The sequence below is a fragment of the Faecalicatena contorta genome, assembly GCF_001404335.1.
Classification (GTDB): domain Bacteria; phylum Bacillota; class Clostridia; order Lachnospirales; family Lachnospiraceae; genus Faecalicatena; species Faecalicatena contortus_B.
Map to the genome: position 1 here is coordinate 88,316 of NZ_CYZU01000013.1, position 16,312 is coordinate 104,627.

12 protein-coding genes are annotated in these 16,312 nt (G+C 48.1%); all 12 read right to left on the reverse strand.

The window, feature by feature from the left end; all coding sequences use genetic code 11:
• Positions 1-55 precede the first annotated feature (55 nt).
• The gene (locus ARB69_RS08835; RefSeq protein WP_055152676.1) at positions 56-478 is read right to left on the reverse strand and encodes a bacteriohemerythrin; all 423 of its coding nucleotides are present in this window, start codon (positions 476-478) and stop codon (positions 56-58) included.
• A 50-nt stretch (positions 479-528) separates the two neighbouring features.
• The gene (locus ARB69_RS08840; protein WP_055152678.1) at positions 529-1,257 is read right to left on the reverse strand and encodes a YczE/YyaS/YitT family protein; all 729 of its coding nucleotides are present in this window, start codon (positions 1,255-1,257) and stop codon (positions 529-531) included.
• A 38-nt stretch (positions 1,258-1,295) separates the two neighbouring features.
• Positions 1,296-2,234, reverse strand: a complete 939-nt coding sequence (gene hpdA / locus ARB69_RS08845) for a 4-hydroxyphenylacetate decarboxylase activase (protein WP_055152680.1) — start codon at positions 2,232-2,234, stop codon at positions 1,296-1,298.
• Between the two features lie 26 nt (positions 2,235-2,260).
• A complete protein-coding gene (gene hpdC / locus ARB69_RS08850) occupies positions 2,261-2,518 on the reverse strand; it encodes a 4-hydroxyphenylacetate decarboxylase small subunit (protein ID WP_050640828.1) in 258 nt (85 codons plus the stop codon).
• Positions 2,519-2,544: 26 nt separating this feature from the next.
• The gene (gene hpdB, locus ARB69_RS08855) at positions 2,545-5,241 is read right to left on the reverse strand and encodes a 4-hydroxyphenylacetate decarboxylase large subunit (RefSeq protein WP_055152682.1); all 2,697 of its coding nucleotides are present in this window, start codon (positions 5,239-5,241) and stop codon (positions 2,545-2,547) included.
• Between the two features lie 383 nt (positions 5,242-5,624).
• On the reverse strand, positions 5,625-8,048 hold the full coding sequence (locus tag ARB69_RS08860) for an ATP-dependent Clp protease ATP-binding subunit (RefSeq protein WP_055152684.1): 2,424 nt from the start codon (positions 8,046-8,048) through the stop codon (positions 5,625-5,627).
• 24 nt (positions 8,049-8,072) lie between these two features.
• Entirely contained in the window at positions 8,073-8,576 is a 504-nt protein-coding gene (locus ARB69_RS08865) for a hypothetical protein (protein WP_055152686.1), read from the reverse strand.
• Positions 8,577-8,582: 6 nt separating this feature from the next.
• A complete protein-coding gene (locus tag ARB69_RS08870) occupies positions 8,583-8,975 on the reverse strand; it encodes a hypothetical protein (RefSeq protein WP_025655705.1) in 393 nt (130 codons plus the stop codon).
• 1,005 nt (positions 8,976-9,980) lie between these two features.
• The gene (locus ARB69_RS08875; protein WP_055152688.1) at positions 9,981-10,805 is read right to left on the reverse strand and encodes an arylamine N-acetyltransferase family protein; all 825 of its coding nucleotides are present in this window, start codon (positions 10,803-10,805) and stop codon (positions 9,981-9,983) included.
• Positions 10,806-11,265: 460 nt separating this feature from the next.
• Positions 11,266-13,296, reverse strand: coding sequence for a complex I subunit 5 family protein (locus tag ARB69_RS08880; RefSeq protein WP_025657858.1), 2,031 nt, complete (start codon positions 13,294-13,296; stop codon positions 11,266-11,268).
• A gap of 129 nt (positions 13,297-13,425) precedes the next feature.
• Entirely contained in the window at positions 13,426-14,898 is a 1,473-nt protein-coding gene (locus ARB69_RS08885) for a complex I subunit 5 family protein (RefSeq protein WP_055152690.1), read from the reverse strand.
• A gap of 12 nt (positions 14,899-14,910) precedes the next feature.
• Positions 14,911-16,312: complex I subunit 5 family protein (locus ARB69_RS08890; protein ID WP_055152692.1), on the reverse strand; the 1,402-nt coding region annotated here is incomplete at its 5' end.

Consider the following 16,312-nt stretch of genomic DNA (forward strand, 5'->3'; position numbering starts at 1 on the left):
CAATCTCACCGCCTCTGTTATCCATAAGCTAAAACTGAAACCAAATTATAAAATATTACTGTAAATTATCCATCTGGCTTCTAACGTTCTTATACTCTGCCAGTTCCTGGTCATTCACTTTAATATGAGTATATAACCATTCAACGACTTTCTTATTAACCTGCTCCTCAAACTCCTTTGTAGGGCCTTCTGCTGCGAGTTTTACTGCAAGATTCTTTACATCTTCAACAAGCGCAGCATGCATTTCTTTGTGAGCATCGGTTTTTGGAAACTGTACTTCATCCATCAGTTTTTCTTCTTCACTGAAATGGTAGGTCGTATAATCTGCCAGAAATCCCAGGGTCTCCTGAACTTTCTCAGTACTTTCTCCATTTTCAATGCTTTCAAATAAATCGTTGGCACGTTTGAATAATTCTTTATGATGTGCGTCAATCATCTCATTGCCGGTCAAAAGACTCGGTGTAAATAATGCTTTCATTCACATATCCTCCTGTTTTTTTATTCAATACTGTAATACAATTTTACGTTTTAAGCCTTTGCTTCAGCTCTTTCTTCACCTGCATGAAGCCAGCCTTCAATAGACTTTGCAAAACGTTTGGACAGGAATTTTACTACCTGGCCTACAAAGATTGCCGCAATGATCGTACCCTCTCTTACTACAACTCCATCCCCAACGAAAGACTGCAGTCCTCCAAGGAATATTAACTGAAGAATTAGTGCGATAACGATCATACTTGTATCTACAATTGTCTTACAATCTCCAAATGTCTTTCCTGAAACCTGTGCAATTGCGCCTGCCAGTCCTTCTGCAGGCATCGGAACCCAGTTTGGACGCAGATAGAGAAATACGCCGATACCAATAATAATTACGCTGATAATCATATAGATAAACTGCATAATATAATTCTGAGGTCTTGGGAAATTAAGCATAAGGTGTCCCAGCGCCTTTGGATCTGTACCGGTTAAGTCGATCATCCAACTGAATACGAACGTCAGCAGTATTCCCAGGGCATTTCTAACTTTGAAATTCTTCCGGAGAATCAAAAGCTGCGCCAATACCAAAAAGATGTAAATAATAAATGTTGTTACGCCCAGAGTAAAGCCCCAGATCTGTTCTGTTGCTCTTGGAATAGAACTTACCGGAGAGATACCCAGATTGGACATCTTGGATATATTGATACCAATTGTAATAATAAATAATCCGCCTATATAACATATACTTTGTTTTATGATATTTCCTGGTTTAGAATTAGACATTCCTGCCCCTCCATTTTCCTTATGTGAATTCGTGTCCTTTAGAAAGGTGTGTCGTCACCAATATAACATGCAATTCCATTGTCCAGATATAAACTCTGCAGTTCTTTCATTCTTTCATCTGTCATATCCCCGTGGTCTACGTATTCATACTGTTTTCCAAGCTGTTCCCATTTCGAGGTTCCCATACGATGGAATTTCAGAAGGTTGATTTCAAAAAGATCCAGCCTCTTCATAAACTCGATCAATTTCATTGCATTTTCATCACTATCATTATAATCATGGATCGTCGGCTGACGAAGTACCAGACGTCCATTCCATGGGGATTTTACCAAAGCCTCTATGTTAGAAAGAATCAATTCATTTCCGACGCCCGTCCCCCACTTATGAGCCTCTGCATCCATATTCTTCACATCAATAAAAGCGAAGTTAATATTTGTTAATATCTTTAAAAAGTTTTCTTCCGTTGCAAAGCCGCTCGTCTCAATTGCCGTATGTATCTGTGACTTCTTACATTCCATCAGCACATCATACAGAAAATCGTGATGCATAAGCGGATCGCCACCTGAAAACGTAACACCGCCCTCGGAACCCCAGTTACTAAAATCCCGTTTTAATATTTTCATCAGACCGTCTACTGTGTACTCTTTTACACACTGTTTCAAGGCATTGTTCGGACATATGCTTATGCACTCAAAGCTCTCGCAGTCTTCACAAATGGACCATGTTATGCTAGGTTTCCCATTCTCATCGAATTTGATAGAGTCCTTGGGGCATGTATTTCTACATGCCCTGCAACCCTTATCATACTTACATACTTTCTCTGCAAACATTATATGTTTTTTTCTTTTCCAGCTTTCCGGATTGGCACACCATCTGCACTCAAGCGGACAGCCTATGAAAAATACATTCGTCCTGCAGCCCGGTCCATCATGCACGGAATAGCTTTGAATATCGAAAATTAATCCATTCTTTTCCATATATGGCTTCCTTAATTAATTATTTTTTATTTTTTGTAGTTTTCGCAGCTAAATGCTCCACATGTTGAATAAGCCCAGTTTTCTTTGCAGAATCCTTTGCATGTTCCGATTCCGTATTTATCAGGATTTTCAAAATTCTGGCAGTTTCCGCAAGCCGGAGCTGCTTCAAACTTCGGGCAGGCATCGCTTCCCTCGCCATCGATCGGAACGATCACTTTTGAAAGTGCACACATACCTTTTTCGCAGTCAAGATTTATATAATTTACACAGTTGTTATGTTTCATGATTCTACCTCCATCTCTCTCTTTTTTTATGCTTCGTCGTATTCTGTTCTAAAGATAACCTCATCCTGAATTGCCTTACCGATTTCACACCAGTACTGTGTAAATCCAGCAACACGAACCATCAGGTCACGGTAAGATTCTGGTTTCTTCTGAGCAGCTCTCAGAGTATCGGAACCTACGATGTTGAACTGTACGTGGAATCCACCCTTACGCATGTAAGCACGGATAACATCCAGAAGCTTTCTTGTTCCAGTTAATCCCTTAACAGCCGTCGGATGAATCTTTAAGTTCATCTGTGAGTTCTGGCACATAGAATGATCATATACTGTAGCAGATTCAAATACTGCATACATACCATTCTTATCCGTTCCTGGTGCTGCAGATGCAGATGCGTCTGAATAAGTTGTTCCCGCAAGTCTTCCGTCTGCTGTTGCCAGTGTAATGAATCCCTGAGGACCATGTGTGGATACAGAAATCTGGCACATATACAACGGTTTGCCGTAGTAAGATCTGATAGTAGGTATGTATTCTTTCATACGCATTTCGTAATCTACTAAGAGCTCATCTACATATCTTTCTGCATTGCCATACTTCGGCGCATTTATACATGCTGCGAAAATCTTTTCATATTTCTCAGCCTGATCTGTACTCTCTCTGAAGTCAGGTGAGAATACGCCTGTCTCATAAGCTGTCTTGAAGCCGAAGTTGTTAATCATTGCGTCTGTCATTTCTTCCAGTGTGAATGCTTTGTCATCAAATACATTCTTCTTAATAGAAGCAAGCGCATTGATAAATGTAATAGTTCCGCAAGACTCAAAGTTAATTGTTGCGTTGTATTTTGCTCCACAGTTTCCAATATGCTGTCCGTTTGTGAAGAAGCCGCCCTTAAGCAGAGAAGCTACTGCCGGCATATTGTATTTTCTCCAGATATCCATCTGCAGGTTGTTAATCTTGTTAACGATCTGATTGCTAAGATCCAAATATTTATACCACAGATCTACCATCTTCTCGTAGGAATCAATCTTTTCGTTGTGAGGTGGGAATACCTCTTTGCCTGTTCTTGCATCAACACCGTTTGTCAGCACGAGCTCGAGAATCTTAGGAAGTGCTGTAAAGTGGATACCTGTTCCACATGTCGGAGAAGCTCCGCCAGGAACCATCGTAACTTTACCATTGTAGTTCAACGGTGAGAATGTTCCAGGAGATGACTCAAGACATCCGCCAAGGCACCATGCCCTTGCTTCAACAACGCCCATTCCCTCTGGTCCATACTGTCTCATCATGAAGTTCATACCTGTCTGGTTGTTCATCCATGCCGGATATCCCATACCAAGTTTTGTACAGCGAGCACACTTCATCAGGAAGTCTTCAGGAGTTTTCTCATCATACAGTACACTCAGTGTAGGCTGTGGAGTCTGAGCTCTCATACCCGCTTCAACGATCAGGTACTCTAACGGAGTAACTGCTGTAAGGCCATCGTATCCCAGGCCGCCCATTGACAGGTTGTTGAATGTATTTCCGGAAAGAACACCACCGGATACACCAGCTGATGCGAAACATTCGATACATGTAATCTTAATTCTGTATAACTCAAGAAGTTCGATGATATCTTCATCTGTTGCAACTCCATCCTGGATATCTTTCTCATAGAATGGCTGCAGAACCTGTCCGAGACGTCCGATAGACTGTCCTGACTGAGGATCTTCGTTTACAACGCCATAGTGTAAGCAAAGAGTCATCTGAAGAGCTTCACGGAATGTAGCTGGAGCCTTATGAGCGATATTTCCCATAACCTCTGCGATTTCTTCGTAATTCTTCTTGAATTCCGGATCCGGCTCACGTGCTGCAAGATCTTTTGCTTTGTCAGCATAGTTCTGGCACCACTGGCTTAAACCTTTACATACTTCTTTCATTGCTGCGTAATAGTATCCACGGCTCATGCCAAGAACACCGTCATCGCCTGCTTCACCCATGAACTCTGCGATCTTCTCATCACACAGTTCCATGATTCCATCGAAACCATACTGTAATGGCAGGTAGTAGTTCATAACTTCACGTCCCTGAGGAATTGCGAAGGAATCGAACATAACAACTACTGAATCCATAACTTTCTCGAACTGATCATATCCAGGAAGCATCTTTCCATATTTTGTGCTGATATCTTCTACTGAAATTCCATCCCAGTATTTTGATACTTTTACAAGTACAGGAATATCTTCTTTTCTCATACCAAACTTCTTAGCAAGAGAAACGATCTCACCGTAACTTTCTGTTACGTTACCGCCGCCGGCGCCAACCTGAGAAACAGCATCTGCTGAACTCTCTGCTGGAGCATCAACTTCGTTCATAAGAGCTTCAGCCTGAGCATTGAAGAAACTTGCTGTAACCCATGGGAATGGGAATGCGCCACGAACGTTTTTACATTTGTTCATTACGAGTTTTTCCCAAGGAAGGATAGTCGGTGTTGTATGAGCATATCCGCCTGCAACCGCTTTAGCTCTTCTAACCTCAATAAGGTCACCATCGTTCTCCCACCAGATTCTGTTGTACCAGTATGGAGTTTCCATATCTGCTGATACCTTTAATGTGTAATAAACTTCCATTAATTTTTTAAAACGTTCACTTGGTTCCGGAATATCGGCTTCTGTAGCATCATCAACTGCCGCCGTATCAATACCCCGCTGTTTTAAGATTTCCTGTACTTTACTTTCGTTTGAATTCATGTTTTTTCCTCCTTTTCAATCTTGAATTCGTTGTTATAGCCATCTTAACTCTCTTTTAGGGTTAATCGTTAGTGCACATTGCACACCTTTGAAAAATTCTAATTTTCTTTTTGCATTTCTCTCAACCCCGCTGATTTAGCGCGTTGCAAGGGTGAAGCAGTGAATTTCGAAGGCATTTTACGATATTGGACATTTCAGCACTTTAACCTATAAAACGAAGGAAATCTACCTGGGATCCCAGCAAAGTTTACAAGTCCTGTATCATGAAGAAAAAGGGAAGGAATGCCACAATACATGTGGGATTCCTTCCCCTTTTAACCTGAGCGCAGAAACCGGGATCTCATTCCCTTTGGTATGCTTACGTTCTCACTTTTTTAATATACCTATTTTTCTTCTGCCATTTCTGCCTTTTCACTGGAATCAGCAGCTAATACTGCAGGTATTTCTTCCGCTTTCTGGTTTCTTACCGTTTTACCGGCTTTTTCACTCTCAATGTTAGGATTCACATTCAGATTTACTTTTCCTTCCTCCATACAGATGTATACATCATCTCCCGGAAGGATATCGCCTGAAAGCATTCTTTCTGCCACTACATCTTCTACTTCTGACTGGACAGCTCTCTTCAGAGGTCTTGCGCCGTACTGCAGATTTACATACTTCTCTACCAGGTACTGTTTCACATCCTCGCCAACATGAACTGTAATCCCCATGCCATCACACCGAGCCGTCAGATCCTGGATCAGCAGACTGACAATTTCGTTCATATCCTCATCGTTCAGCTTTCTGAAGACGATGATATCATCTATACGGTTCAGGAATTCAGGACGGAATACATGCTTGATCTCGGACAGAATCTCGTTCTTAATCTCTTCATTGCTTCCCTGGTCACTCTCATTTCCAGTCTTAAAGCCAAGTTTGCGGTGTATATCGTGGTTCTGGACGCCGGCATTAGAGGTCATAATTAAAACCGTATTCTTAAAACTTACCCTTCTGCCCTTCGCATCCGTCATATGACCATCTTCCAAAACCTGAAGCAGCATATTAAATACGTCCGGATGGGCCTTCTCAATCTCATCAAATAAGACGACAGAGTAAGGATTTCTACGTACCTTCTCGCTCAGCTGGCCGCCGTCTTCAAATCCTACATATCCCGGAGGGGAACCAATCATCTTGGCTACGGAATGCGGTTCCATATACTCGGACATATCAAGGCGGATAAATGCATCCGGCTTATCAAACATAAACTCTGCCAGTACCTTGCTCAGTTCTGTCTTGCCAACTCCTGTCGGTCCTAGGAACAGGAAAGAACCTATCGGCCTGTTCGGGTTCTGTATACCAGCGCGCCCTCTGCGCATTGCTTTAGCAATAGCCTTAACGGCCTGCTGCTGTCCAACGATCCTCTCTCCGATCATCTCTTCCAGCTTCAGCAGGCGGGTGCCTTCATCGGCATTTACCTGCATAATCGGGATTCCGGTCCACTGTGAAACGGTACGAGCAATCTCATTGGCACCAATCTCAGTCACTGCCTCTTCTGCCGGACTATCTTCCCCCGCTTCCAGTTCCGTACCGTCGGATCTGTCCAGGCATACAGCTGCGGCAGTTTCATCGATTAAATCCAGCGCCTTATCCGGAAGATAACGGTCATTGATATAGCGTTTGGATAATTCTACAGCGGCTTCTAATGCCTCAGGCAGGAACTTCACCGAATGGTGCTTCTCATACCTGTCGATTACGCCATTCAGAATTGCCAGGCTTTCCACCTCGGACGGCTCTTCCACCTGAATCGGCTGGAAGCGCCGTTCAAGCGCAGCATCCTTCTCAATATACCTGCGGTATTCCTCTGTGGTCGTCGCACCAATGACCTGTATCTCTCCCCGTGCCAGACACGGCTTCAGAATATTCGCAGCGTCAATTCCGCCCTCTGTTCCCCCGGCTCCTACAATCGTATGAATCTCATCTATGAACAAGATTACATTTCCTGATTCGGTAATTTCCTGAATAATATGCTTTAAGCGTTCCTCAAAGTCTCCCCTGTATTTGCTTCCTGCAACAACGCTTGCCAGGTCAACTGCAACAACTCTTTTATGCTTCATAATCCCCGGAACTCTTCCCTCAGCGATAGCAAGAGCAAAGCCCTCTACAATTGCTGTCTTCCCAACTCCAGGTGCCCCAATCAGACAGGGGTTGTTCTTTCCCCAGCGGCAGAGCGACTGAAGAAGCCTGCGGCTCTCGTTCTCCCTGCCAATCAATGGGCTTAACTTCCCTTCCCTCGCCATCTCTGTCAGATCACGTCCAAACTGATCCAGAAGCTCCGTACGCTTGTGGATGGAGTTTGTCTTGGACTCATCCAATTTTGCCAGGCCGATTTTCTTCCGCTTCATCTCTGCGATCATATCTACATATATGGCTGAAGTATTCACCTGTGCGGCTTTAAAAAACCGCGTAACGGAAATAGTCTCGTCCTGTAATATTGCCAGTAAAATATGCTCTGCCCCGGTCAGCTCTGCCTGGAACCACGCGGCCTGCTTATGGCTTTTGTCCAGGATCTTGGTGCATTCCGGAGAATAACTCCAGGCCGTCTGCAGAATCGTAAGCCCGGTTGACGGTACCCACTCTTCAATCATCGCTGTTACCAGTTGTTCATCTAATCCGTTCCGCTTTAATACTGTCTGTGTAATACCGCTTTTTACCTTGGTCAGCCCCAACAGAATGTGTTCTGTTCCTACAGTGACCTGCCCCATGTTCTTTGCTGCTTCTGCCGCAATTGCAAGGACTTCTCTGGCGGTATTATCATAATAGGGACGCATATCTATCACCTCACTTTACTTTTTTCAAACAGTCGCAGCCTCCACAGCATATTCTGATACAAAGTCCATTGCTTTTCTTGTTAAAATGTCCTTTTTCAAACGCCGTTCCTCTGCACCCTGCATGATTTCCCTAATCTTCTTCTCATCCAAAGGATATCTCATAGTTAACTTCTTAATCTCGGTGTCTACATCCTGTTGTGTCACAGTAATGTTCTCTTTTTCCGCGATCGCCTCCAGGATCATTTTCCCTTTCAGCTGACTCTTAGCTATCCCCTGCATCTTCTTTACCAAGGCTTTCTCATCTGTTTTGGAAGCCTCATAATACTGTTCGATAGACAGGCCCTGCTGGGTTAAACGAAGCGCATACTCCTCGGTCATTCTTTTCGCTCTTTCATTCACACTGCTTTCAGATACCTTTGCCTTCGAGCTTTCAACCAATATTTTCATGAGGTAATCTTCTTTTTCTCTTCCCTTCAGCTGCGCAGGAAACTCTATTCCCTTATACTGACCAAGAACTACATCTTTCATATGCACCTACTCCTTCTCTTCCTCAATTGACCTGATACTGTCAACCGCTGGTTCATAAATACTTAAATTCGTCATCTTGCACCGCTCCATCATCTGTACGGCTTCTTTATATTTAGCCAGGCATTCTTCCCACTTTTCAAGCTTTTCTAAAAGCCTTGCCTTCTCATAAATGATAACTGCAATTGCATGATTCCGCTCCTGGATCCAATTCCTTGTAACCGCCGCAATCCCGTCTTCATCCACATCACCGCCGCCGCACATAACACATCCCGGATCCGGCATAGCTGACTGTTTCACTTCCTGTTCCTTATGATCTAAATATACCTGTAAATCTTCGTAGTTGTCAAGTTCATAATAGCTGGCAATGTCCTGATAAAACTTCTTCTGATCTAATAACATGGCACTTTCCGCTCCTTTCTATACTTATTTTCAGTATAGCCACAATATTTAAAATTACTTAGTGAATATTGCACACTTGGCGGGTGGGGGGCGCCTGCCAGGGAGGGAGACGGGGGCGGAGGGAGGCGTACAGCCTGTTTGAGATTGACCAGTCCGCGCACTAAACAGCAGTAAGAGGAAACACGCAAAATCAGCCGGCTCCATACGCATTCACCGCCTGCTCTGATGAGCAGACGGCTCTGGCGTATTCAAAAGTTGATTCGGTATCAACTTTTGGCCGGCTGATTTTGCGTGTTTCCTCTAACTGCTGTTAAGCTTGCTCTATGCACTTCAAACAGGCTGTACGCCTCCCTCCGCCCCCGTCTCCCTCCCTGGCAGGCTTGGCGCATCCGGACGGCAGGTATGGTGCAATCCCTACGGGATGCATAATCGGGGACAGCGGATGGTGTATGACCGTGCAGTACTTTATCCGGGATTTAGAGCGGGGCTTTGAATTGTCCGTTGTGTGGTTTGTTCGAACCTTACAGTTGAGGGGTTTCTTCCATATATGATGTATGTATAGATAATAAATATTATGTCATAATTAAATAGCTAAGAATAGGATAAAACCATAGATAATCCCCAATACACATCTTACTTGTATACCCTTTATTATAGTAAATACACATCCGCCACTCCCGCCCAGATCCCTTAAAAATGTAGCCGTCTTACCGCGTTGATGCGCCAGACCTGGAAAACGGACATGGGGGTGTACGGATGCGTCTTTTGGCTGTTAGTCAGAGTTAAGAAAAAAGGAAGAAAAAATGGGGCAAAAACGGTGATCCCGAATCACCGTTTTTCCTGGCCCCAGCTCGCAAAGCCATCAAGGCTTTGGGCGATGTGGCCACGGTCGCCGCATTTTTTCTTCCTTTTTCCTTTACTCTGGCTTACAGCCAAAACCCGTATCCGCACACCCCTATGTCCGTTTTCCAGGTCGTCCCTCACCCGCCATAAAACTCCCTACATCTATAACTCAATCTCAATATCAAACTTTTCTTTTAGCACTTCTTTTAAGCGTCCGCCAACCGGCTCGATTACTACGTTATCTTCTGACACTTCTTTATACTCATCATTGACAAGCGTGCGGTACCCGTCCTCGGTACGTATGTTTATAACTCTTAGTGTACAGAAACGCGCATCTTTACATGTCGACTGAAAATAGTTCAAGAAGGCAAAATCAGAACTAAAGCATGCGACATCGGAAAACAGTATTTCTATTCTCTCCGCTGCATCTTCCCTTCCTACTTGCTGGCTGATACGGGTTTTCCGATGCACTTCATACCACCCCTTTATACTGGGCAGAACTCGGAATGACTCTTTTTTATAAGTCTGCCACTCGTCGGTGTCAATCTTTAATGCACCTGCAGGCATTGGACCTCCGAGGCCGCCGTCGCAGAAATATTCTGCTCCATCAAGAGTTACGATTATCGCTCTGTGATCCGCCCAAGTCGTAAAGTCATCCGATCCCAGTAAAACCCTTACAAAACATAATCTTGCATCGTACCCGAGACTAATGAGCAGACGATATAATAACCCATTCAGTTCCAGGCAGTATCCGCCTCTTTTTCCCCGAATAATTTTCTGAAATACGTAGTCAGGATCAAGGCACACTTCCTTATGTAAATCAAAACTGTCTAAATTTTCAAATGGAAGTGAACATTGTTGGCGATAGATTATCTCATCCAGCGCCTCTTTGGTAGGTTTTTCTACCGGAGACATTCCTATACGGTTCAGATATTCTTTAATTTCTTCCGGAGTAAACTTCTTAACAACTTCTTTTACTTCTCTCATCTTCTGCTACCATTCCTTTCTCTGACAGAGTATGTTTGATAATTCATGTGCCCGGGTGAGCAGGGCGGTCAGATAGACGCTATGAATTATCAAGGACGCTCTAATCTTGTTTCATTGTTTCCCTTTATAATAAATGGCCTTCACCCATTTATTCCTGCCGGCTGCCTTGCTGCATCAGGTATACTATTATAAAAAAGTACTCCTGCCACCATCAGCTTCTCATCAATTTACACTTGCTTTTAATGTAAATAAAATATCAATAATTGCCTAGTGAATATTGCACACAAACAGCGGAAGCAGCATCGCTTGTGTGACTGTAAGGAATACGTATCGAGATATGGAATGGCCTTTTAACAAAGGATGTAGATACCCTCCTGACGAAACAAACCGGGAAAACAGACACTCTCCAGCCTGTTCTCCCGGTTTGCTCTCCTATAACACCATAACTTTTCACACTGCCCTACAGCAGCAGATACACCAGGATCAGGATCATCCCAATCCCCGCCAGCTGCAGCCCATATGAAAGGCTGTAACGGATCATATCCCGGCTTTCCTTCCTCTCCAGCGCACGGATCCCCAGCTTCCTACGGTATGACACATTCTCCTCCTGCTTCTTTAAGTACGCCGCGCCTTGGTCCAGCAGCTTCCCAATGGCCGTGTCCACTTTCGGCAGCGACCCCGTACGGTAAGGAATCTTCCGATCCCTATACAGCGTCTTCCTAAGCGCCACCACCAGGCCGTCTACCAGCGAATCCCCGATCCGGCACACAAAGATCCCGATAAACGGCAGCACCCCCTGGATCAGCGGACGGTACACCAGGTTCTCCAGGTCCAGCCATTTCGGCCACGCATCCACATAGGTGCTGGCGCCCCCTTCCTTCTTGCGCAGGAACACCCTCCGGATCACCAGCAGATACACCAGGGCCCCGATGGCGATTGAGATCAGCCCCCCTTTTAAACACTCCATGCTGAAGAAGTGGGGGATATGTGCCTCCCCTTCCATCCGCATAAAGCCCTGGGCCGCACCTGCCAGCGCTTCCATCGTTTTCACCGGCGTCATCCCCAGCACCGGCAGGACTGCCGCGCTCACGCCAATCGCCGCCATGCTCTGCTTATTGATGTAGTGCTTTCCCATGCCGTCAAATTCCGCCTGCCTTGCCGGATCCGCATTCTTCTCCCAGAACACCGACACATACAGCTTCAGCATATACGCCACCGTCAGCCCCCCGCTGATCAGGAACATCCATTCCACAAACACAAACACCGGGGCCTTGGAATACTCGATGATACTCTCATGGAGCAGGGTCTTGCTGATATACCCGTTCCAGAACGGGATGCCCCCGATCCCTAAGGCCCCCATCAGAAAGGCCAGGTTTAAGAACGGTTTCTTTCGCCCAAACCCACGGATCTCATTCAGGTTCAGCTGGTGCGTGTTCATAAACACTACGCCCGCCGCCATGAATAACACCAGCTTGATCAGGGAGTGGTTCATCATGTGCAGGAAGGTCCCGTGCACTGCCAGCCCGTTTTCCTCCCCCAGCAGGCACTGCATCCCCGTCCCCACCAGGATAAACCCGATCTGGGACATGGACGAGCACGCCAGGGTGCGCTTTAAATCCACGGAAAAGACTGCCAGCACCGCGCCCCCAAACATGGTCACCACGCCCAGGGCCAGGATCAGGCTGCCCCACTTTTCGTCCCCGTAGAACATGTAGCAGCTGACCACCAGGATCCCGTATACCCCCGCCTTAGTCAGGATACCGGACAGCAGGGCGGAAGCCGGCGCCGGCGCTACCGGATGGGCCTTGGGCAGCCAGATATGGAGCGGGAAGGCGCCCGCCTTCGCCCCGAACCCGAACAGCAGGCAGCCCCCGGCTATATAAAGCAGCCTTTTATCCGGATAACTTTGGCAGGCCTCATAGAGCGCCCCGATCTCCAGCGTGCCCACGGACGTGTAGAGCAGAAACAGCCCCATCAGCAGCACCATGCCCCCGATCACCGCCACTGCCAGGTAAGTCTGGGCGGCCCTTAAGGATTCCTTCCTCTCATCCTGTGCAACCCACACGTAGGACGTAAAGGACATGATCTCAAAAAACAGAAACGTGGTATATAAATCCGCGGACAGGAAAACTCCCACGGTAGCCCCCAGGGTCACCAGCTGGAACAAGTAATACCGGTTCCGGTTCCGGTAATGCCTGAAATACTCCCGCGAAAATACAATGGTCATCATCCACATGAACCCGGCCACCACCGCGTAGATCCCCCGGAAGCCGTCCATACTGAAATGCAGGCCCATCCCGCAGATCCCCTCCAGGATGCCCTCGCTCCCCTGCAGGCGCAATGCCCCATAGAGCAGCAGCAGGAATTCCGTAATGACGATGAAATCCGCAAAGTAATTCCGTCCCTCCTTGGATTTCCTCCCGATCAGATAGGTCAGCAGCGCCCCGGCCATGGGATAAAACACCGGGACTGCCAGTTGGATTCCATTCATGCGTGCCACCTCCTAAAATACCTCATTCTCAACCTCCTGTAATCCACCGGTTACTGCTTCCTCAAATTCACCGGTTACCGTCTTCAAAAACACACCGGCCTTTTCACAAAAGCCTTCCGGTTATCCACTCTAATACACGCCCGTCACAACCTTCGCCAGGAAATCCGTAAGCGGCGTGCTGTACAGCCCGAACCCGATGATCGCAAGGGAAAACAGCAGCAGGGGCAGGACCATCTGCCAGCTGGGGTCCTTCACCCCCGCCAGGGCCTTCTCATCAAACCCTTTCTCCGGGAAGAAGCCCCTTACCACGATGGTCATCATATAGATGGCCGTCAAAAGCGCCGACACCAGCAGGCACCCCACCCCGATCCAGGCCAGGTGGTTCCCGCTTTCTAAGGCCCCCTTTGCCAGGTACCATTTACTGATGAACCCGCACCCCCCGGGCACCCCCATCATCCCGATGGCCGACACCGTAAAGGCCCCGTACACCCAGGGCATTTTCCGCCCAAAGCCGTCCATCTCATAGATATAGTGCTTGTGGGTCTGGTGCATGATGGATCCGGCGCAGAAAAAAGCGCTGATCTTCATGACCGCATGGAACACCATATGGCACAGCGCGCCTAAAAGGCCCGCCGGCGTCATGATCGTGGCCCCAAAGATGATGTAGGACAGGTTGCTCACCGTAGAGAAGGCCAGCCGCCGCTTCATGTGCGTCTCCTTCACGCCCATGCTGCAGCCGAACACCACCGTGAACATGGCCAGGGCCATTACCACGTTCTGTGCCCAGGTCCCCCGCAGAAGCTCCGTGCCAAAACAGTAATAGGTCAGCCGGATCACGGCAAATGCCCCCGCCTTTACCACCGCCACCGCATGCAGCAGCGCGGTCACCGGCGTAGGCGCCACGCCCGCATCCGGAAGCCAGGAATAAAAAGGGAACATGGCCGCCTTGATGCTGAAGCCTAAAAACGCCACCACATAGAGCAGCAGCACCAGGTCCATCCCAAGGCCTGCCGTATGCCCCTGGAGGATCCCCCCCAGGGTAAACCCGCCGGGGCCCCCGCAGCGGACCAAAAAGACCAGCCCCATGAAGCCCAGGGCCGCCCCGCCGATGGAGAAATAAATATATTTCCTGGTCGCAAGGACCGCTTCCCGGGTAAAGGTATGGAGCACCAGCGGGATGGTCACCAGGGTCAGCATCTCGTAGAAGAAATACATGCTCACGATGTTGGCTGAAAAAGCAATGCCCAGGGTCACCCCATAGGTCATGGTATAAAACATGAAGAACGGCTGCTCCCGCTCTTCCGTAGACATATACTCAAAGGAATACAAGGTGGCAATGGGCCACAGGACCGAGACCAGACCCGCAAACACCATGCTCATCCCGTCGATTTTCAAAGCAAAGGACACCTTCTCTGAAAACTGCAGCAGCACCAGTTCCCCCGGCCGGTTAAACAAAAGCAGGAGGACAAGGGCCGAAGTCAGCAGGACCACGGCTTCGATATAGACTTCCATGTGCGCGCGTTTCCGAAACGGAATGAGCGGAATAAAGACCGCTGTCACGATCGGAAAAACCACGGCTATGATTAAAAACGTTTCGTTCATGTCCCCACCTCCTTATACGACCGCTGCCGCTATGTTTCCAAGAAATGTAATCAGGCTGCCCGGAAACACGCCCATGAGCAGCGCCCCTGCGGCCAGGATGAAAAGGGGCAGCACCATCTTAAGCGAAGGCTCCCGTTTCTTCCCTTCCTGGTAGTTATAATCTTTGCCGGGCAGAAACCCGTCAATGGTAACCGGAAGCAGGTACCCCGCCGTGAGCAGCGCGCTCACCAAAAGCACCACCGGCCCCAGCCAGGAGAAGGTCCTGACCCCGCTCTCCAAAAGCCCTTCCGCCAGATACCATTTACTGATGAATCCGCTGGCCGGAGGGATCCCGATTAGGGCCAGGGACACAAAGGTATAGCACCACAGCGTCACAGGCATCTCTTTCCCGATCCCCCGGAGCTGGTCCACCCTGGTATATCCGGTCTGGTAAATGACCGCCCCTGCGCTTAAGAAAAGGGCCGTCTTAATAAATGCATGGAATAACACATGCAGGAGGGACCCGGTCAGGGCCACGGGATTTAAGATGGCCATGCCCAGCATAATATAAGAAGCCTGGCTCACGGACGAGTAGGCCAGCCGCTTCTTAAACACCGGCTCTTTAAAGGCCAGCATGGAGCCCAGGAAGATGGTAAAGAGCGCCAGCACCAGCCAGGTATACTGCACCCAGCTCCCCCGCAGAAACTCCGCCCCCGCAATGTAATACACCGAGCGCAGCACCTCCAGGACCCCGCCCTTTACAATGATGGCCGAGAGCACGGCCGAAGCCGGGGCCGGAGCCACCGGATGGGCCGTGGGCAGCCACGCCTGCATGGGGAACATACCGGCCTTCACCCCGAATCCCAGGATCATGAAGAACAGCCCCAGGTGCAGGATGGTCCCGTTCTGGGCCAGCACCGCCGGGTCCATCACGCCCCCGGGCAGAAAATCCATGCTGGTCCCAAAGTGGTAAAACACAAAGACCCCGAACAGCGCCATGTAGGCCCCGCACATGGAGTAAAAGAGATACTTCAGCCCCGCCATCACCGCCTCGTGGCTTTGGGTATGCAGAACCAGGGGCATGGACACCAGGGTCATCATTTCAAAAAACAGATAGATCGTCACCAGGTTCCCCGCAAGGCTTAAGCCCTGCAGCGCACACAATGTCAGCAGGTAAAAGCCCCAGAACCGCCGCTTATGGTGTTCATGGTGCAGGTATTCCACCGAAAAGATGCCCCCCAGCAGCCAGATGAATGCAATAAATCCCAGGAAAAAAGCGCCCAGGCCATCCAGCCGGAAGGTGATGTCCAGGCCCTCTGTCAGGGTCAGCAGCGTAAGCCCGGCCCCGCTCCCCCGGCCATAGGAAACCAGCAGCAGGGCCACAGACACTACGGTCAGGGCCAGGGCTGCCACCGCCGCCCAGGACATCTTTTTC